Origin of the sequence: Gordonia sp. C13 (assembly GCF_023218005.1) — a bacterium.
GTDB classification, from domain to species: domain Bacteria; phylum Actinomycetota; class Actinomycetes; order Mycobacteriales; family Mycobacteriaceae; genus Gordonia; species Gordonia namibiensis.
Map to the genome: position 1 here is coordinate 24,440 of NZ_JALPSY010000027.1, position 18,991 is coordinate 43,430.

At 67.7% G+C, this 18,991-nt stretch carries 21 protein-coding genes and 2 tRNA genes; 15 read left to right on the forward strand and 8 right to left on the reverse strand.

Annotated elements, in window-relative coordinates; translation table 11 throughout:
* From M1L58_RS18595 to M1L58_RS18645, 11 genes are all read left to right on the forward strand, one after another.
* Complete coding sequence (locus M1L58_RS18595; RefSeq protein WP_248660020.1) at nt 1–1,821, forward strand: AAA family ATPase; 1,821 nt, start codon at nt 1–3, stop codon at nt 1,819–1,821.
* The gene (locus M1L58_RS18600) at nt 1,818–1,973 is read left to right on the forward strand and encodes a hypothetical protein (protein ID WP_248660021.1); all 156 of its coding nucleotides are present in this window, start codon (nt 1,818–1,820) and stop codon (nt 1,971–1,973) included. The genes M1L58_RS18595 and M1L58_RS18600 overlap by 4 nt, the downstream gene beginning before the upstream one ends.
* Nucleotides 1,970–2,134 (forward strand): hypothetical protein, encoded by a 165-nt coding sequence (locus tag M1L58_RS18605; protein ID WP_248660022.1) that lies wholly within the window; start codon nt 1,970–1,972, stop codon nt 2,132–2,134. Before M1L58_RS18600 ends, M1L58_RS18605 begins: the two co-directional genes overlap by 4 nt.
* Nucleotides 2,127–2,402 (forward strand): hypothetical protein, encoded by a 276-nt coding sequence (locus M1L58_RS18610; protein WP_248660023.1) that lies wholly within the window; start codon nt 2,127–2,129, stop codon nt 2,400–2,402. Before M1L58_RS18605 ends, M1L58_RS18610 begins: the two co-directional genes overlap by 8 nt.
* A gap of 412 nt (nt 2,403–2,814) precedes the next feature.
* Nucleotides 2,815–4,284 (forward strand): terminase large subunit domain-containing protein, encoded by a 1,470-nt coding sequence (locus M1L58_RS18615; protein ID WP_248660024.1) that lies wholly within the window; start codon nt 2,815–2,817, stop codon nt 4,282–4,284.
* Nucleotides 4,281–5,612: a phage portal protein gene (locus M1L58_RS18620; RefSeq protein WP_248660025.1), complete on the forward strand. Its 1,332-nt coding sequence runs from the start codon at nt 4,281–4,283 to the stop codon at nt 5,610–5,612. Before M1L58_RS18615 ends, M1L58_RS18620 begins: the two co-directional genes overlap by 4 nt.
* Nucleotides 5,613–6,143: 531 nt before the next feature.
* Nucleotides 6,144–6,617 carry a hypothetical protein gene (locus tag M1L58_RS18625; RefSeq protein WP_248660026.1) on the forward strand — a complete coding sequence of 158 codons (474 nt, stop codon included), beginning with the start codon at nt 6,144–6,146 and terminating at the stop codon, nt 6,615–6,617.
* A 13-nt stretch (nt 6,618–6,630) separates the two neighbouring features.
* Entirely contained in the window at nt 6,631–6,807 is a 177-nt protein-coding gene (locus M1L58_RS18630) for a hypothetical protein (protein WP_248660027.1), read from the forward strand.
* Nucleotides 6,808–6,928: 121 nt separating this feature from the next.
* Nucleotides 6,929–7,765: a phage major capsid protein gene (locus M1L58_RS18635; protein WP_248660028.1), complete on the forward strand. Its 837-nt coding sequence runs from the start codon at nt 6,929–6,931 to the stop codon at nt 7,763–7,765.
* Nucleotides 7,762–8,076, forward strand: coding sequence for a hypothetical protein (locus tag M1L58_RS18640; RefSeq protein WP_024497268.1), 315 nt, complete (start codon nt 7,762–7,764; stop codon nt 8,074–8,076). Before M1L58_RS18635 ends, M1L58_RS18640 begins: the two co-directional genes overlap by 4 nt.
* Entirely contained in the window at nt 8,073–8,381 is a 309-nt protein-coding gene (locus M1L58_RS18645; protein ID WP_248660029.1) for a hypothetical protein, read from the forward strand. Before M1L58_RS18640 ends, M1L58_RS18645 begins: the two co-directional genes overlap by 4 nt.
* Nucleotides 8,382–8,470: 89 nt before the next feature.
* On the opposite strand, the gene M1L58_RS18650 is transcribed toward M1L58_RS18645, so the two are convergent.
* Nucleotides 8,471–8,857, reverse strand: coding sequence for a hypothetical protein (locus M1L58_RS18650; RefSeq protein WP_248660030.1), 387 nt, complete (start codon nt 8,855–8,857; stop codon nt 8,471–8,473).
* A gap of 104 nt (nt 8,858–8,961) precedes the next feature.
* Nucleotides 8,962–9,034 (reverse strand) — tRNA-Asn (locus tag M1L58_RS18655).
* Nucleotides 9,035–9,356: 322 nt separating this feature from the next.
* Here M1L58_RS18655 and M1L58_RS18660 point away from each other — a divergent pair.
* A tRNA-Ile gene (locus tag M1L58_RS18660) sits at nt 9,357–9,430 on the forward strand.
* Between the two features lie 29 nt (nt 9,431–9,459).
* Here the strand turns inward: M1L58_RS18660 and M1L58_RS18665 are convergent.
* From M1L58_RS18665 to M1L58_RS18690, 6 genes are all read right to left on the reverse strand, one after another.
* On the reverse strand, nt 9,460–10,260 hold the full coding sequence (locus M1L58_RS18665; RefSeq protein ID WP_248660031.1) for an alpha/beta fold hydrolase: 801 nt from the start codon (nt 10,258–10,260) through the stop codon (nt 9,460–9,462).
* A 37-nt stretch (nt 10,261–10,297) separates the two neighbouring features.
* Nucleotides 10,298–10,843: a dihydrofolate reductase family protein gene (locus tag M1L58_RS18670; protein WP_248660032.1), complete on the reverse strand. Its 546-nt coding sequence runs from the start codon at nt 10,841–10,843 to the stop codon at nt 10,298–10,300.
* 72 nt (nt 10,844–10,915) lie between these two features.
* On the reverse strand, nt 10,916–12,841 hold the full coding sequence (gene dnaG / locus M1L58_RS18675; RefSeq protein WP_248660033.1) for a DNA primase: 1,926 nt from the start codon (nt 12,839–12,841) through the stop codon (nt 10,916–10,918).
* Between the two features lie 228 nt (nt 12,842–13,069).
* A complete protein-coding gene (locus tag M1L58_RS18680; RefSeq protein ID WP_248660034.1) occupies nt 13,070–14,386 on the reverse strand; it encodes a deoxyguanosinetriphosphate triphosphohydrolase in 1,317 nt (438 codons plus the stop codon).
* The gene (locus M1L58_RS18685; RefSeq protein WP_006867912.1) at nt 14,379–14,864 is read right to left on the reverse strand and encodes a cold-shock protein; all 486 of its coding nucleotides are present in this window, start codon (nt 14,862–14,864) and stop codon (nt 14,379–14,381) included. Before M1L58_RS18685 ends, M1L58_RS18680 begins: the two co-directional genes overlap by 8 nt.
* A 148-nt stretch (nt 14,865–15,012) precedes the next feature.
* A complete protein-coding gene (locus tag M1L58_RS18690; protein ID WP_248660035.1) occupies nt 15,013–16,398 on the reverse strand; it encodes a glycine--tRNA ligase in 1,386 nt (461 codons plus the stop codon).
* A 169-nt stretch (nt 16,399–16,567) separates the two neighbouring features.
* On the opposite strand from M1L58_RS18690, the gene M1L58_RS18695 reads away from it, so the two are divergent.
* The 3 genes from M1L58_RS18695 to M1L58_RS18705 all read left to right on the forward strand — a co-directional run bounded on the left by M1L58_RS18695 (nt 16,568) and on the right by M1L58_RS18705 (nt 18,970).
* Nucleotides 16,568–18,097, forward strand: coding sequence for a M28 family peptidase (locus tag M1L58_RS18695; RefSeq protein ID WP_248660036.1), 1,530 nt, complete (start codon nt 16,568–16,570; stop codon nt 18,095–18,097).
* Nucleotides 18,098–18,170: 73 nt separating this feature from the next.
* Nucleotides 18,171–18,542, forward strand: coding sequence for an ArsR/SmtB family transcription factor (locus M1L58_RS18700; RefSeq protein ID WP_006867915.1), 372 nt, complete (start codon nt 18,171–18,173; stop codon nt 18,540–18,542).
* A complete protein-coding gene (locus M1L58_RS18705) occupies nt 18,539–18,970 on the forward strand; it encodes a Fur family transcriptional regulator (protein ID WP_248660037.1) in 432 nt (143 codons plus the stop codon). The genes M1L58_RS18700 and M1L58_RS18705 overlap by 4 nt, the downstream gene beginning before the upstream one ends.
* Nucleotides 18,971–18,991: the final 21 nt, after the last annotated feature.

Here is an 18,991-nt window from a genome sequence, read left to right on the forward strand (position 1 = left end):
ATGAGCAGCGCATACGAGCGTGTCATCGACGCTCTTCGAGCCAACGGCAGCAGGGTCGAGGACCGCGGCCGCGACGATGCCATGGCGCAATGCCCCGCACACGAGGACCGCAACCCCTCGCTCCACGTCCAGGTCGGTCACACCGGTGACCGCGTAGTCCTGCATTGCTTCGCCGGTTGCGACGACACCGACGTCCTGACCGAACTGGGCCTCTCCGTGCGCGACCTGTTCGACGAGCACGCCACCTACCAGTACGCGGGCGGCGCCGTTGCGCACCGCCGACCCGGCAAACAGTTCTCCCAATCCGGAAACATGGCCGACCGCAGCCTCTTTCGTGTGGAGAAGCTACCTGAGGACACGTCGATACAGGTCCTTGTCGTCGAGGGCGAGAAGGACGCCAACACCGCCGCCTACCTCGACGGTGTGGCCGCGGTGTCGCCACGCCAAGGGGCAGCAACCCCACCCGAACGCTACGACTGGTCACCACTCAAAGGCCGCCCCGCCGTGATCGTCGCCGACAACGACGAAGCCGGCATCGCGCACGCCCACCGCGTCGCTGACCTGCTCGAGAACGTCGCGGCATCGGTGTCGATTGTCCGTGCCGCTGAGGGCAAAGACTTCACCGACCACATCCAGAACGGGCACACCGTCGACGAGCTGGTGCCCATCGAAGAACCGAACGACGCCGACCCGTTCGGTCACATCATCGACTGGACGGCGCTACTCGACGGCGAAGCCGAACCCGTCGACTGGCTGATCCCCGACGTCATCGCAAAGGGCCGCAGCTACGCCCTCGCCGCCAGTGCGAAAGCCGGAAAGTCGTTGCTGATGCTCGATCTGCTGATCCAGCATCGAGTGAAAGTCCTCTACCTCGACAACGAGCAGACCGAACAAGACCTACGTTCGCGCGTCCTGGCGATGGGAGCGACCGCCGAGGACCTCGTCGGCCGGCTCAGCTATCGGCTCTATCCCAACCTCGCACCGCTCGACACCCCCGCCGGCGGTCAACAACTGTTCGCACTCGTCGACACCCACAAACCCGACTTGGTTGTCCTCGACACCGTGAGCCGGTTCGTCAACGGCGACGAGAACGACTCGGCGACCTACCAAGCGTTCTACCGTCATTCGCTGCTCGCGCTCAAGCGCACCGGTGTGGCTGTGCTCCGCCTCGATCATCTAGGCAAGGACGCGACCAAGGGGCAACGCGGATCGTCAGCGAAGAACGACGACGTCGATTGCGTCTGGCTCCTCGTTGAGAAGCTCGCCGGAGAGACCTACTCCCTGCGGTGCGAACGCCAGCGATCCGGCGACCACCCCCAGCACATCGAGATCACCCGTCAGCGCAACCCGCTACGCCACTCTCTGACCGCCGACTACGGCCTCCTCAACGTCGAGCCCAGCGACCCGGTGCTCGCGGTCATCGCCGACCTCGACCGGCTCGAGATTCCGGTCGACTGGGGACGCGATCGAGTACGCCGGCGCTACACCAAGAAGTGCCGCAACGAAGTGCTCGCCGAAGCGATCAACCGGCGCCGAGAACAGGCCGAAAATACCTGTCCCCGACCGCCGGGACAGGTGACCTCACCAGCGGCTGTCCCCACGACGGGGACAGGTCAGAGAGAAACCGCAGATCAGACCTGTCCCGGACAGGTTGGGGACAGGGTGGGCGACGTCCTCCAGGCGACCTGTCCGCCCATGTCCCCACCCCTAGGTGGGGACAGGTCAGCCGGGACCGGGATTTGCACCTGCTCTGAGTGTCAGTTCCCGATGACTTTCGAGTCCGACATCGAGCTCGGACACCACGCGGGGTGTGCATCGTGATCGAGACCCGAGCGCTGCCCTACGGCCTCACCGCAGTCATCTACGTCCGCGACGAGCGAGACGACCTCGAGCCCGAGACCCGCGACCGCCTCGACCACATCACCGAGTCGGAGTCGGAGTACGCCCAGCGCTGCGAGAGGGGCAGCGCATGACCAGGCCACGCCCGCCCCACCACCACATCACCCTGGCCAACCGCCTCGAGCTGCTCGAGAAGCACTCCCGCAAAGGCCGGCTGTCCGAGCGCCAGCGCGTCTACCTCGACGCCCTCCTTACCCACTACTACGACACCACGAAGGACTGGACCGATGACTGAGCCCGCCAACCTCAACGACCTCGACCACCGCGAGAGCATCAACCACTACCTGTCTCTGTGTGCCCTCGTCGCCGAAGGCCGACGACGAGACGCATTCGCCTACCTCAAGAGCCTCACCGACGTCGAACGCATCGACATGTGGCTCGCAGGCTGCTCAATCACCATCGCCTTCGCCGACGACTGCCGCCGCTACAACAAGGTTCCGGTGGAGCTCCCGGCGTGGTTCCGCGTCATGGTGACCCTCGACGGCGAGGACGGCGCCCAGTGATGCCCTGCATGGGCTGTGGTGAGCCCGCAGAGTCCACCCGCTGCTACGACTGCGCGAGCGAGCACCGCAGCGCCAACCGCCCGCCGGAGGTCCGACCATCGCGGAGCGTCGGCTACACGTCGGCCTGGGACAAGCTCAGCCGCCAAGCCCGACGCCTGCAACCGTTCTGCTCGGCCTGCGGAGCCCGCGAGGACCTCACCTGCGACCACTCCGAGGAAGCCTGGCGCCGCCACGCCGCCGGCAAACCGGTCCGCCTGCAGGACGTCGACGTGCTGTGTCGCCGCTGCAACGCCCGCAAGGGCCGCGCACGCCCTGGGGGGCAGCCCCTGCGAGGGGGGCGCGGAGGCGGACGGGGGGAGCCGCGAAGGCCATCACACACCCCCGGGGGGTACCCGTCGGGCGGTGATGCCGCGTGAAGGCCGGGCCGAAGGCCGCGGTAGACCCGACTCCGCTGCCGTGGGCGCCGAGGGTCACCGGATCGGCACGCTTTGCGAAGTTCTGTGAGCGGTTCATCAAGGTCCCGAAGGGCACGAATGCGCTCAAAGCGTTGCGCCTGCGGGACTGGCAGCGGGACCTGATCGGGTCGGTGGAGGACGCCACGCCGACGCCGCGCACCGCGGGCTGGATGCTGCCGCGTGGTCAGGGTAAGAGCACGCTGGTGGCCGCCTACGGGCTGTATCGGTTCTTCACCGACGGTGAGGGCGCGGTGGTCTGTGTGGTCGCGGTGGATGAGCGTCAGGCCGGCATCGTGTTCGGCATCGCCCGGCGCATGGTGGAGCTCGACGCCGACCTCGCCGGCCGGGTGCAGGTGTTCAAGGAGCGGCTGTACAACCCGACCACCGATTCCTACTTCCATTGCCTGCCTGCCGAACCGAAGCGCCTCGAGGGTCTGGACTACACGCTGGCCATCCTCGACGAGGCCGGTGTGGCGAACAGGGACTCTTACGAGGTTCTGACGCTGGCGCAGGGCAAGCGGGAGCGCTCGACGCTGGTCTGTATCGGCACACCCGGACCGGACCCCAACGATCAGGTGCTCGCCGATCTGCGCAACTACGCCGACGAGCATCCCGAGGACACGAGCCTGGTGTGGCGGGAACACTCGGCCGCCGGATTCGAGGACCACCCCGTCGACTGCGAACACTGCTGGGAGCTGGCCAACCCGGCACTCGATGATTTCCTGCACCGCGACGCGCTGACCGCGTTGCTGCCGCCCAAGACGCGGGAGGCGACGTTTCGGCGAGCACGCCTGTGTCAGTTCGCCTCTGATACCGACGGCGCGTTCCTGCCTCCTGGGGTGTGGGGAGACCTGTCGACCGGGCATCCGGTGCCCAAGGGTGCGCGGGTGGTCCTCGCCCTCGACGGGTCGTTCTCCGACGACACCACCGCCCTGCTGGTGGCGACGGTGTCGACTGAGCCGCACATGGACAAGGTGAAGGTGTGGCAGCGCCCCGACCGCGATGACACCACCTGGCGGGTGCCCATCGCCGAGGTCGAGGACGAGATACGCAAGGCGTGCCGGTACTGGCAGGTGGTGGAGATCATCGCCGACCCGTTCCGCTGGACGCGCACCCTACAAGCCCTCGAGGCTGAGCGGCTGCCGGTGGTCGAGTTCCCGCATTCCCCGGCCCGGCTGACCGCGGCGACCGGCGACCTCTACAACGCGTGTCTCAACGGCCGCCTGAGCCACTCCGGCGACCGCACCCTGGCCGAGCACATCGGCGCGGCGGTCATCACCGAGGACGCCCGCGGCATCCGCCTCTCCAAGGCGTCGCGGTCGGCGAAGGCCCGAAAGATCGACCTGGCCGCGTGCGCGGTCATGGCGCACTCGCGTGCCACCTGGCGCGCATCGAAGAAGAAGAAACGAACAAGGAGCTTCACATGACCAACGCCCTGCACACCACTCTGCTGCAACGCATCGACGCCCCTGCCGCCCGCTACGCGGTCCTGGACCGCTACTACGTCGGCGAACAACCGCTGGCGTTCCTGGCCCCCGAAGCGCGGAAAGCGTTGGGCGACAGGTTCGGCCGCATCGCCTCGAATCTGTGCCGCCTGTCGGTGACGTCGATCGCCGAACGTTTGCGCGTCACCGGATTCACCGGCGCCGACGTGTGGGGCGATTGGCTGCGCAACGACCTCGACCAGCTCGCCCCGGTCGCCCACCGCGAAGCGCTGTTACTCGGCGCCAACTACGTCGTGGTGTGGGCCGACGCCCAGGGCCGCCCGCAGGTATCCATCGAGTCGGCGCATCAGATGTCGGTCAAGGTCGATCCCGGCACCCGCCAGATCGTCGCCGCCTGCAAACGGTGGACCACTGACACCACAACCGAGGCAACGATTTTCGAGGCCGACAAGATCACCCGGCTGCGGGCCAACAACACCGGCGCAACCACCGCGGGATTCGAGACGGTCGAGGTGCTCGACAATCCGCTCGGCGTGGTGCCGGTGGTGCGGCTGGCCAACACTGACCGCATCCTCGGCGACCCGGTGTCTGAGATCGCCGATCTGATTCCGTTGGTCGACGCGCTCAACAAGACGTTGGCCGACATGCTGGTCGGCTCCGAGTTCTACGCCCGGCCGCGCCGCTGGGCCACCGGCGTCGAGCTCATCGAGGAACCCGTCCTCGACGACGAGGGCAACCCGGTGCTCGACGAGGACGGCGACCCGGTCGTGGAGGAGAAGAACCCGTATCCCGAGAACAACCGCATGATGATCGCTGAGGAGGTGCAGGCCAAGTTCGGTCAGCTCGAGGCCGCCAGCATCGCGGCCTACGAATCCAGTGTCAAGGTGCTGCTCGAGCAGATCATGGCCGTGTCGGCGCTGCCCGCCCATTATGTCGGCATCACCTCGGCGAACCCGGCGAGCGCTGACGCCATGCGCGCCGCTGAGGCCGCGCTCACCGCCCGCGCCGAGGCCAAGCAGGCGCTGTTCGGTCGCGCCTGGGAGCAGGTGGCGCGGCTGATCGTCGCGGTTCGTGACGGTGTCGATCCGGCTGAGGTGCAGGCGTCGGTGCAGTGGGCCGACCCGTCGACCCGCTCGATCGCCCAGGAGGCCGACGCGGTGGTCAAGCTGCATCAGGCCGGTCTCCTGCCGGCCACCTACGCGCTCAAGCGGTTGGGCTACAGCGACTCCGACATCGTCGAGATTCGCACCGCCACCCGGCTCGAGGCGATGGACTCCGCCGGCGCCGACGTCACGAGCCTGCTGCCGTGAACGCCTACGCCGACCGGGTGACCGCGCTGGCACAGTCGACCAGCGAGTCGGTGCAGGCGCTCTACGACCGTTTCCTGGCCGGTGAGCTCACCGAGGAGATGTTCGTCGAGCTGGCCATCACCGCGCTGACCGTCAACGATCACCGCGCCGCCACCCTGGCCGACGTCGGCGTCGCTGCAGTACTGACCGCGCAACTGCGCACAGTGGCCCTACCCGTCGGCGTCCCGGCACCGAACCCGCCGGATGGGTTGCTGCACAACCTGATTCGAGACGCACTCGACGACCCTGACCCGCGCAGGAAACTCGACACCGCCGCCCGTGGTCGCACGCTGGAAACAGCCCGCGAATCGTATGCGTCGGGCCTGCGTCGTCACGAGGTGCAGTTCTGGAAGCGCGTACCGAACTCCGGCGCCTGTCCGGCCTGCCAGAACCTGGCCGGCACTGTCCTGCCCATCGACACCCCCATGTGGCACCACACCGGCTGTGCCTGCACCCAGCAGCCAGCCACCCCCACCGAGAAGGAGAACGCAGATGCCCAACGATCCGCAGCAGCCAAACGAGCAGCAGCAACCCGACGAGCCAACGACACCCCCGACGCCGCAGCCCGACGATCAGCCGCAGCCCAACGAGGCGCAGCAACCCGACGAGCCAACCGAGAACGAGCCGACGCCGGAGCCTGAGCCTGACGTCTTCCCGCGGGCCTACGTCGAAGACCTCCGCAAGGAGAACGCCGACTACCGCACCCGCGCCAAGGCCGCCGACGACCTCGCCAAGCGGCTGCACACCGAACTCGTCCGCGCCACCGGCAAGCTCGCCGACCCCACCGACATGCCATTCGATCCCGAGCACCTCGACGACCCGGACAAGCTGGCCGTGTCCATCGATCAGTTGCTTTCGGCCAAGCCACATCTGAAGGCACGCCGAGTTGTCGGCGCCGTGGGGCAAGGTGAGTCCGGCACCACCACCGGTGTCGACCTGCTCGGCATCATGCAAGGCCGAGCCTGATCCAGGAGGACTGATGCTGTCCGGAACCAACGGCCATGGCAAGACCGCCGAACGACTCCTCGCACTCGCGGCGAATCCCAAAGACGCTGCCGACGCGGATCGCCTACTACGCATGGCGCAGGTCTACGCCACGCTTGCCGTAGCCGAAGAGCTGTTCAGCGTGCAGCTGAACGGCGTCAAGAGCAAGTAAACGACAACCGTTGTCATCTGGCCTGCATCCTGTCATCATGGGGTGCAGGCCAGATGCCTGCCTAGAGACGTTGCGAGCCGGGCGCTCGACGTGAATCCCCACACTCACGTAGGAGCCCCATATGGCCACCCAGACCACCGCAACCCTGTCCACGCTGCAACAGACCCAGATTCAGCAGCTACTCGTCCAGCCCCTCGAGAGCGAGTCCGTGTTCCTCGCCTCCGGCCCGAAGGTCATCGACACCAACGGCCCGATCCGCATCCCGCGTATCGCCTCCGGCCTCACCGTCGGATTCGTCGCTGAAGGCGGCACCATCCCCGAAAGCTCGGTCGGCCTCGATGAGGTCTCGATGCTGCCCTCGACGCTGAAGAGCCTGAAGGTCATCAGCCGTGTCACGTCCGAGGTGCTGCGCTCGTCGGCTCAGGCGCTCGACGCAATCCTCAAGCAGCGCTTGGTAACTGACACCGCCAAGGCCCTCGACGTCGCCCTGTTCACCGGCACCGGCTCATCGAACACCATCCGCGGTCTGCTCAACCAGACCGGCGTGGCCACCGGCACCCTCGACGCCGACGAACCCGACAGCCTCCTCGACGGCATCGGCATCGCCCGAGCCAACGAGGTCAAGCCCAACCGCTGGTTCCTCAGCCCCGCCGACTACCTGTCCATCCGCAAGGTCAAGGACGCTGACGGCCGCTACATCCTGCAGCCTGATCTCACCCAGACGGGTCAAGAGGTGCTCTTCGGCGTGCCGGTGACGGTCACCGCCCAGATGCCCACCGGCAAGGCGGCACTCGCCGACATGAGCATGGTCGCGATCGCCCGCGACATGAGCCCGAGCGTCACCGTCGACAGCTCCCGCTACTTCGACACCGACGAAGTCGCGTTGCGCGTGGTGGCTCGCTACGACCTGGCGCTGTTGCAGCCCAAGGCCGTCACCATCCTCACTGCGACGCCGTGATCGAGTCCTCTCAGGTGGTGGCCCTGCTCGGCCGCGACGGCGACACTGAACTCGCCGCCGTGGCCGAGCGGGCGCTACCGATCGTCACCGCCCAGGTGCGCGCCTACACCCGCGGGCGTGGATTCTCCGGCGACCAGCCAGCGCCCGACGTCGAGACGGTCATCCTCACCTCGACGGCACGTCTGGCCGCCAACCCCGAGAACCTGCGCGCTGAGAAGATCGGCGACTACGAGGTACAGCGGCAGGTCATCGACGGGTGGACGTTGCCCGAGCTGGCGATCCTCGGCCGCTACCGCCGGCGTGCGCGATGATCCCGACACGGCTGCTCCCGCAGCGGCTCACCTACCGGCCGATCGTCGGCCGGGGCAGCTTCGGCCCCATCTACGCCGACCCGGTCACCATTCCGGCGCGGGTCCAGTTCAGCGCCAAGACCGTCCGCAATGCCAACGGTGAGGACCTCGTTGCCGCCGCCACCATCTATGTGCAGCCCGGCGAGAACCTGCCCGACGTCGGCGACATCGTCACGTTGCCTGACGGCAGTGTCCGACCGGTCATCGCCCGCTCCGATCAGGTGGGCGCCCGAACTGTCGAGGTGGTGAGCCTCGACGTGTCCTGAGGGTAGTGGTGGGTTACTGACTCAGGACACAGAACGACCCCGGTCTCCTCTGGGCATGGTGGAGGACCGGGGTCGTTCGCTGTCTACGGTCAGCGGTGCAGGTGGCAGGACGGCCCGTTGCGGCACGGCCGTCCCAACGTTGTCGGCCGGCCACACCGCGACGACCAGATACGCGCTCGCGTCTCGGCCGGCAGCTTTCCGACCTCTTCGTGGGGAGGGATTGGGAGGCCCTGGCAAGGGACGTTCCGGTCGGCGCTGTCCACCACATACAGGCGTTCGCCGCCCTCGGACCCGATCAGGGTGTAGATGAGGTAGCCGTCGACCATCGGGTAGACGCGATTCTCGTCGAGGAGGCTGTAGCCCTCGCCGTCGGCGTACTCAATCCCGAGGCAATCGGGACAGCAGCGCCAGCGGTTCGGCACTGCGGTCGGCCGCTGGCAGTGTCGGCAGAGGACGGGTCGTTGCTCGGTGGTCATCACGTGCGCCTTTCGGGGTCTGGCACCCGGCAGGTTTGGCACATGTCTGGCATGCCAACGCCCCTGAAAAGCAGAAAACCGCCTGTGACCAGGCGGTTTACTTGCTCCCCCAACTGGACTCGAACCAGTAACCGTTCGATTAACAGTCGAATGCTCTGCCAATTGAGCTATGGGGGATTACTCCGGCCCGCGTTCGGCGTCGTGGAACGCTTCACTTGAACCGAGGACAGACTCTAGCGCATGCCGCCGCCGTACAACAAAACGGCAGGTCAGCGACGAGAGCCCGGCGGCAGTCGGTTCCGATATCCGGCACCAACTGCCGCAGATCTACGAGGCCATTTACCCGCGACGACGTCGGATTCGCCGACCTGCCGCCGCCCATGACACCTCCGGTACGTGGATCAGGCCGATGAAGGAGAGCAGCGCGCCGTCGCCGTAGCAGGCTGCGGCCGCCGGGAGACCGTGCGGTAATCTCCTCCCGCGGGCCGGGTGCCCGCATGGGGAGTTAGCTCAGTCGGTTAGAGCCGCGGACTCATAATCCGTAGGTCGCGGGTTCGAGCCCCGCACTCCCCACAAACGGTGACGGGTTCTTTCGCCGACGCTTACGCGCCGACGATCGCCTCACGCAGCGCCGCGGTCACGGCGGCCGGGTTGTCGACGTTCATCAGGTGCCCGGCGTCCGGGATCACGCGGTAGGTCACGTCCGCCAGGCCGTCGACGATCATCTTCGCGGCCTTCTCCGGACACAACGCGTCACGATCTGCCGCGATGACGTCGACGTGCTGCCGGATCTCGGAAAGCCGTGGGGTCAGGGGCTGCTCGCGCACTCCGGCCATCGCGCGTGCTGCGTTCGCATAGCCTGCGCCCTCCCCGACTGCCTCGAGCCTCCTGGCCGTGATCTCGTCGATGCGATCGTGAGCGGAGACCAGTCCGGCGACGGTGTCGTCGCGCATCGCGGCGCGGAACTCGTCGGTGGCGGTGTCAGCGGCCTGATCGGCGCGCTGGGTGTAGAACTCGGCCGCGGCCCGTCCCACCACCGACGAGGTGCCGAGGACGATGGCGCGGCTCACCAGATCCGGCCGTTCGGCGGCCGCCCAGAGCACGATCGTCCCGCCGGCGGAGAAGCCGACCACGATCGCGGGACCGGTCACCGTCTCGAGGAAGGCGACGAGATCCCGGCCGAGTTGTTCCAGGGTGCCCTCGGCGTCCCCGACCGTCGTCGAACCGAAGCCGCGGAGGTCGTAGGCGTAGGTGTGCAGGTCGGCCAGGTCACGCTGCGTGTGCGCCCAGCTACGACCGTCCTCCCCCAGTCCGTGCACGAGAACAATTGGCGCCGACGAGGTTTCGTCGCTGCCCTGTTCTGAGTAGTTCACCGTGAGATCGCCGATCGACACCGTCGTCATGAATCCAGGCTCTCACACCGGAACCCTCGATTCCCGCTCACCTCTCGACGCGGCACCAGAAGTCGGTCTCGCCCGGGATGCGTGTCAGCCGCACCTCTCCGCCACCGGGACGGTCGAAGACACGGACCCCGTCGCCCAGGAAGACCGGGACGTGGAAGATGAGGACCTCGTCGAGGAGTCCGGCGTCGATCATCTGGCGTGCGACGTCGGCGCCGATGACGGTGACGTACCCATCGCCCGCCAGGCGCTTGGCCTCCTCGACGGCGCGGTGCAGGTCGGAGGCGAAGGTGACGCCCTCCTCCGGCTCCGCGGGTGGGTTGTGCGTGAGAACCACTGTGGGTCCCGAGAATTCACCCTCGAACGCACCCTCGCGGTCCGTCCCCTTGTTGGGGTCGTCGCCGCGGAAGCTCCGATTGCCCACCAGCAGGGAGCCGGTGCTCTCCCGGAGACGCAGAGCCGCGGTGCTGTCACCACCCTCCCCGGCGTCCTCGCCGAAGAATCGCGTCAGCCAGGACATGTCGCCGCCGGGACCGGCGATGAAGCCGTCGAGCGATGCCGCTGCCGAGTAGATCGTCGTCGCCATGTGGTGTTCTCCGTTCAGATGTGGTCGATGTGCAGACCGGGTGAACGACGAGAACTCATCGCGACGAGTGGCTCAGCCGACGTCGACCGTCGGGTCGAGAGCCTGTTCGAGAAGGCTACGACGGTAGGCCTCCAGGGCCACGAGATCACCGAAGACCGCGTTGTAACCGTCCGGGTCGTCACTCGGGGCCATCCGGCGCAGACGCGACTTGATGTCGGCGATCTGCGAACCGACCCACACCTCCTGTAGGCGGGCGAGGACGCTGGTGATGTAGCGGGCGATGTTGTCCTCGTCGACGGGCATCGACTCGACGGCGAGTTCGGTGACCAGCGGGTCGATGACCGGGTCGTCGACGGCGTTGCGCACAGAGTCGACCCAGGCGGCCCCGCCCAGGCCCGACGACGTACCGCCGATACTGATCATCGCCTGTCGCACAATGGCATACGCGGGTTCGTCGAAGCATTCGACGGGCAGCGAGTCGAAGACGGTGCCGGCGATCGCCGGGTATTGCAGCGCGGCCTTGAGAGCTTCGCGCTGGGGCCACAGCCGCGGGTCGTTGGGCTGGGGACGGGCGGACGTCGGCGCGGCCTCCGCCTCCGGCCGGTTGCGTGCGGGAGCACCGCGCCGCTCACCGCGCCCGGAATCACCGCCGCCCTTCGCCTTCCGAATCCTCGCACCCTCTTCCCGCACCCGCCCGAGGACCTGACTCACTTCCTCCCAGCCGACCCAGCCGGCGAGCTGACGGGCGTACTCGTCGCGCAGCGCGATGTCCTTGATGCGGGCGACCACCGGGACCGTGTCACGCAGGGCGTGCACGCGCCCCTCGGCGGTGTCCAGGTCGTGTTCGGTCAGCAGCGTCTTGATGGCGAACTCGAACATCGGAACCCGGCGCGCGATGAGGTCGCGGACCGCGGCGTCACCCCGGGCCTGCCGGAGCTCGCACGGGTCCATGCCCTCCGGCGCGATGGCCACGAAGGTCTGACCCGAGATGGACTGTTCCCCCTCGAAAGCCTTGAGCGCGGCGGCCTTTCCGGCGTCGTCTCCGTCGAAGGTGTAGATGACCTCGCCGCGGAAGTACGAGTCGTCCATCATCAGACGACGGATCAGCGCGAGGTGGTCCTCACCGAAGGCGGTGCCACACGAGGCGACGGCGGTGGTGACACCGGCGAGATGCATGGCCATGACGTCGGTGTAACCCTCGACCACGACGACCTGATGCCCCTTGGCGATGGACTTCTTCGCGTGGTCGAGACCGAACAACACCTGAGACTTCTTGTACAGCATGGTCTCCGGCGTGTTCATGTACTTGCCGAGGTTGTCGTCGTCGTAGAGCTTGCGGGCACCGAAGCCGATGATGTCGCCGCCGAGATTGCGGATGGGCCAGAGCAGTCGGCGATGGAATCGGTCGATGGGACCCTTGCGTCCCTGCTTGGACAGCCCGGCCGCCTCGAGTTCGCTGAACTCGAATCCCTGCGACAGCAGTGCCTTGGTCATCGTGTCCCAGCCGGCGGGCGCGTATCCGCAGCCGAACTGGATCGCGGCCGCGGCGTCGAAGTCGCGCTCCGCCAAGTAGTCCCGCGCCGCCTGCGCCTCCGGGGTCTGCAGCTTCTCCTGGTAGAACTTCGCGGCGGCGGCGTTGGCGGCGACCAGCCGGGCGCGGGTGCCACGGTCCCGCTTGATCGCGGTGCCGCCACCCTCGTAGTTGATCTGGTACCCGAGCCGGTCGGCGAGTTGCTCGACCGCCTCGACGAAACTGATGTGCTCCTGCTTCTGCAGGAAGCTGTAGACATCGCCTCCCTCACCGCAGCCGAAGCAGTGGAAGTGGCCATGGTTGGGGCGGACGTGGAACGACGGCGACTTCTCGTCGTGGAACGGGCACAATCCCTTGAGGCTGTCGGCACCGGCGCGGCGCAGCGCGACATAGTCGCCGACGATGTCCTCGATCCTCGTCTGCTCACGGATCGCCGTGATGTCACGATCGGGAATTCGGCCTGCCACGCGTCCAGTGTAGTGACACCCGCAGCCGGTCCGCCCGGGCACTCAACACGCACCCGCGTCCGGGGCACTACGACGCCGCTCCGGGTCGTCGGACCGAAAACCGCCCCCGAAAACCGCCCTCCAGCGCCGCTCCGATCGCACTATGTCGTCGGCGCTCCTGGGGAGGGCGCATCTCGGGGGCGCTTTTCAGGGGCGCTTTTCAGGGGCGGTTCTCAACACCGAACCGGGCTACCCCAGATGCGCTTGCGCCCCGGAGTTCTGCTTGTCGGTGCGTTCCAGCCGACCCTCGGTCATCGACGCGATCTGGTCGACGATGACCCGCATCCTGCCGGCGTCGTCGGTCGCGGCGTTCCACCACGGCACGAAGATCGGGTCGAGTCCGCCGGGAGCGGCCTCGACGAACCAGCTGGCGACGCGGTGGATACGTTCCCGCTGCCGTTGCTGGGTCGACTTGTGGCGTTCGTTGGAGAAGATGAACCGCAGCGCCATGGTCTTGAGCATCGGGACCTCGGCGGCGATGAGCGGCGGCACCTCGAGGTCGGCGTCGTAGCGTGACACCGGCCGGTCCCCGACCACCGCACGGGTGCCGGTGATGGCCGCCGACGCGAAACGCCCGATCAGCTCACTGGTCAGTCGCTTGAGGGCCACGTAGGAGTCGAGCGTGCCGTCGAAGACGCCGACCGCCCGGACGATGTCCATCTCGTAGAGCCGCTGGGCCGCGCCGACGAGTGCCTCCGGGTCGAGACCCGGGAACTCCTTGGCGCCGATCTCGGCCATCTCCCGACGATCCTGCGGGTCGCCGAGGCTGCGGAGGTCGATACGACCGCCGATGACGCCGTCCTCGAGGTCGTGCACGGAGTAGGCGACGTCGTCGGACCAGTCCATGATCTGCGCCTCGATGCACTTCCGGGTCCCGGGAGCACCCCGGCGAACCCAGTCGAGCGTCGCGGCGTCGTCGTCGTAGGCGCCGAACTTGCCGCCCGGGCTGCGACGCGTCCACGGGTACTTCAGCGTCGCGTCGAGCGAGGCCCGCGTCAGGTTGAGGCCCGCACTGACGCCGTCGGCGTCGAGCAACTTCGGTTCCAGTCGCGTCAGGATGCGGAGGTTCTGCGCGTTGCCCTCGAAGCCGCCGCAGTCGACGGCGACCTCGTCGAGCGCCCGTTCCCCGTTGTGCCCGTATGGCGGATGCCCGATGTCGTGGGCGAGGCCGGCGAGTTCGACGAGGTCGGGTTCGGCACCCAGACCGATGGCGATGCCCCGCCCGATCTGACCCACCTCGAGAGAATGGGTCAGCCGGGTGCGCGGGGTGTCACCTTCGCGTGGTCCGACGACCTGTGTCTTGTCGGCCAGCCGACGCAACGCGGCGGAGTGCAGCACGCGCGCACGGTCTCGCGCGAAATCACTGCGATGATCCGTTCGGGTGCCGGGGAGACTCGCGACCTTGGCACCTTCTGGGACAAAACGTTCGACGGCCTCGTCGCCGTAGGCGGCCACGGCCGGGAGGACATGGCCGGCGGCGCCGGAACCGGATTGGGTGCTAGTCAAGCACCCAGCCCCGGCCGACCGCGAAATCGGTGACCCGCTGACGGATGGCCACGATCTGGCGTGCGGTGAGGTCGTCGTCGGCGTCGAGGAGCAGCTCGGTCAGTTCCTCGGTGAACGCGCCGGCGTCGAGCGATCCGCTGCCGCCGCGCGGACGTCGGCTGCCGCGGTCATCACGGTCGTCACGACGATGGCCGCGGTCGCCCCGGTCTCCGCGACCGTGGTGCTCCTCGCGACGATGCGCACGCGCACCCGCCGCATCGTCGGCCGGAGCCGCCTCGGTCACGGCGACGTTGATCGCCTTGGAACCGCGATCGGTCTCCTCGACGTCGAACGTCACCTTGGCACCCGGCTTCAGCGAGTTCTCGTCGATGTCGATGTCGTTGATGTGAAGGAACACATCGGCACCGCCCGACTCCGGCGCCAAGAACCCGAATCCCCGATTTGCGTCGTAATGAACGACTTTCCCGCTGACAGACACGACTCCACTCACTCTCTCGTCGCGCGCATGACGGACCCCATGCCCTGCTCCGCGCGACAACTCGCCATCAATTGTGACAGACATCCGCAGGTCAGGCGGAATCGTGACCGTTCCGCCATACCCTGATGCCAGGTGTGGCGGCTTCGGATCAGGCGCCGAGCAGCTTGCCGCCGAGGTATTCGGCGACCTTGTCGAGGGCGACGCGCTCCTGGCTCATGGTGTCTCGCTCACGCACGGTGACGGCCTGGTCGTCGAGGGTGTCGAAGTCGACGGTCACGCAGAACGGCGTGCCGATCTCGTCCTGGCGCCGGTAGCGCTTGCCGATGCCCTGCGCATCGTCGAACTCGACGTTCCAGTGCTTGCGCAGTTCGGCGGCGAGGTCGCGCGCCTTGGGCGACAGCTTCTCGTTGCGCGACAGCGGCAGCACCGCGACCTTGATCGGCGCGAGACGACGGTCGAGACGCAGGACTGTACGAGTGTCGGTGCCGCCCTTGGCGTTCGGCACCTCCTCCTCGGTGTAGGCGTCGCACAGGAACGCCATCAGCGAACGGGTCAGGCCGGCCGCAGGCTCGATGACGTACGGCGTGTAGCGCTCGCCGGTGGCCTGGTCGAAGAACGACAGGTCCTCGCCGGAATGCTTGCTGTGGGTGGAGAGGTCGTAGTCGGTGCGGTTGGCCACGCCCTCGAGCTCGCCCCACGGGTTGCCGGCGAAACCGAACTTGTACTCGACGTCGACGGTCCGCTTGGAGTAGTGCGACAGCTTCTCCTTGGGGTGGTCGTAGAGTCGCAGATTCTCCGGATCGATGCCCAGGTCGGTGTACCAGTTGAAGCGCTGGTCGATCCAGTACTGGTGCCACTCCTCGTCCTCGCCCGGCTTGACGAAGAACTCCATCTCCATCTGCTCGAACTCGCGGGTGCGGAAGATGAAGTTGCCCGGCGTGATCTCGTTGCGGAAGCTCTTGCCGATCTGCGCGATGCCGAACGGCGGCTTCTTCCGCGCCGTCGTCATCACGTTCTTGAAGTTGATGAAGATGCCCTGGGCGGTCTCCGGACGGAGGTAGTGCAGGCCCTCCTCGTCGTCGACCGGGCCGAGGAAGGTCTTCATCAGACCGCTGAACGCCTTGGGCTCGGTCCAGTTGCCGGGCTGTCCGGTCTCCGGGTCGTTGATGTCGGCGAGGCCGTTCTCCGGCGGGTGGCCGTGCTTGGCCTCGTAGGCCTCGATCAGGTGATCGGCGCGGTAGCGCTTGTGGGTGTGCAGCGACTCGACGAGCGGGTCGGTGAACACCTCGACGTGGCCCGAGGCCTCCCAGACCTGGCGCGGCAGGATGACCGACGAGTCGAGGCCGACGACGTCCTCACGGCTGATGACCATGTTCCGCCACCACTGCCGCTTGATGTTGTCCTTGAGCTCGACGCCGAGGGGGCCGTAGTCCCAGGCGGATTTGGTGCCGCCGTAGATCTCACCGCACTGGTAGACCAGACCCCGGCGCTTGGCGAGGTTGACGACGGATTCCACTTTGGACTGGGCGGCCACGGTTAACTGCTCTCCACGGGTTGAAGGTGTTCGGCTTCGTACTGTCCTGCTCGTGCGCGGGGTGACCGGGTGGGGTCGGGCGAGCGCACGGCAACCCTTACAGACTACCGAGCGGGGCATCCGTTCGACGAAACCAGTCGGTTCGGCCGACCGTCCACCGCCACCCACGATGCCGCCCCGCCGGAACTGTCACAGTGGCAGGGTGATCTCTCGAGCTCGCTTGTTGCCCGTCGTCGCCGCCACCGCGGCGACCGTGACCCTGCTCGCCGGCTGTTCCGCCAGCCAGACCGAGGGCCCGATGCGCAGCGCCACCTCGGCGCCGGTGTCGACGCCGGCCGTCGAACCGCCGGTCGGCGAGGTCACCCCGGTCGGACTGGCCGACGCGGTCACCCTCGACCGCGTCATGGGGCACCTCCGGGCATTCCAACAGATCGCGGACAACCACGGCGGGACACGCGCATCCGGCACCCCCGGCTACGACGCCTCGGTCGACTACGTCGCGGGACAGCTGCGCGCGGCCGGTTTCGAGGTCACCACGCCGGAGTTCGGCTACAAGCGCTTCGACCTCGGGCAGGTGAAATTCTCCGCCGACGGCCGCGACGTGAAAGGCCACGTGCTGGAGTACTCGGTCGGAACCCGTGAGCCGGTCACGGCGAAGCCGGTGACCGTTGCGGCGACGGGATGCGCACCCGCCGACTTCCCGGCCGATGTGCGCGGGTCCTTCGCGGTGATCAACCGAGGCACCTGCACTTTCACCGACAAGGCGCGCCACGCAGAGTCGGCGGGCGCGGTCGGGGTCGTCATCGTGAACAACGAGGACGGGCCGCCGTTCGGGTTGACCCTCGACACCGACGACGTGCCGGACATACCCGTTCTCGGCGTGGCGCGCGACGACGCCGACCAGGTCCGCGAGGCCGAGCAACTGCGCCTGTCCGTCGACGCCGAGACCACCCCCGTCACGACCCGCAACGTCATCGCCGAGACCCGCACCGGGGCACCCGACGACGTCGTGATGGCGGGCGCCCACCTCGACAGCGTGACCGAGGGTCCCGGTATGAACGACAACGCGAGCGGCAGTTCGGCGGTCCTCGAGACGGCGTTGCGCCTCGGGTCGTCACCCCGCGTACCCCAGCGGGTGCGCTTCGCGTTCTGGGGCGGCGAGGAGGACGGCCTTCTCGGGTCCAGCGAGTACGTCGGTGGTCTCGACGCCGCCGGGCGTCGTGCCCTCGCGTTGTACCTGAACTTCGACATGCTCGCCTCGCCCAACGGCGGCTACTTCACCTACGACGGCGACGACTCCGAACGCAAGGGCGCTCCGGCGGGGCCCGCCGGTTCCGACGGTATCGAACGCGTCTTCGCGAAGTTCTACGCCGACCGCGGAATCCCCCTGGGTCCGGTCGACTTCGACGGCCGATCCGACTACGGCCCGTTCATAGCGGTGGGCATCCCCGCCGGCGGCGTGGCGACCGGTGCCGAACGGCGGAAGACCGAGAAAGAGGCCGAGATGTGGGGCGGCAAGGCCGGTGAGGCCTTCGACCCGAATTACCACAGCCCGCGCGACACCATCGACAACGTCGACACCGAACTGCTGGCCGTCAACGCCGCCGCGGTCGCCCACGCGGTGGCCACCTACGCGCTGGGGACGAACGGTCCCGACGGCGTTCCGGCGATCGATCGGCGGCAGCGGGAGGAGGGCTGACTCCGCCGTCGCTGATTGAAAACCATTTCCGTTAGAATGACGGCAATGTTGTGAGCGGTCCGGGAGGAGTGACATGTCGGCTGAACCCATCGAGGGGTCCGGTCGGTTCGGCGCATCCGGACCGGCCGACGACTCCGACGCCGCCGCACGGGAGGCCGCCGCCGACTTGTTGCGCGCCCTCGCCTCCCCCACCCGCGTCGCGATCGTGCTCTCGCTGCGTGAACGCGGGCAGTGCGTGCACGAACTCGTCGGACACCTCGGCCTGAGCCAACCGCTGGTCAGCCAGCATCTCCGCGTCCTCAAGGACGCCGGCGTCGTCCGCGGCCACCGCAACGGCCGCGAGATCACCTACGAACTGCTCGACGACCACGTCGCCCACATCGTCGTCGACGCGCTGGTCCACGCCAACGAGACCAACCGCGGCCCGTCGGTGGTGTCCGGATGACCGGCGTCGAGGCGTCCGGTCCGCAGCCGGTCACCGGAGTCCGCTCGACGCGCCAACGCGCCGCCATCGCCGATGCCCTGGCCGGCACCGATGACTTCTGCTCGGCGCAGGAACTCCACGAGATCCTCAAGGGCCGAGGCGAGTCCATCGGCCTGACCACCGTGTACCGCAACCTGCAGGCGCTGAGCCAGGCCGGTCAGATCGATGTCCTGTGGGACGGCTCCGGTGAGACCCGGTACCGCCACTGCTCGTCGGGACACCACCATCACCTGGTGTGCCGCAACTGCGGAACCACCGTCGAGGTGCAGGCCGATCCGGTCGAGAAGTGGGCCGCGACCATCGCCGCCGAACACGGCTTCACCGACATCAACCACACGGTCGAGGTGTTCGGTTTGTGCGCGGATTGCCAAGGCTGCCGGCACAACTGACGTCGCGACGCCACGCGACGA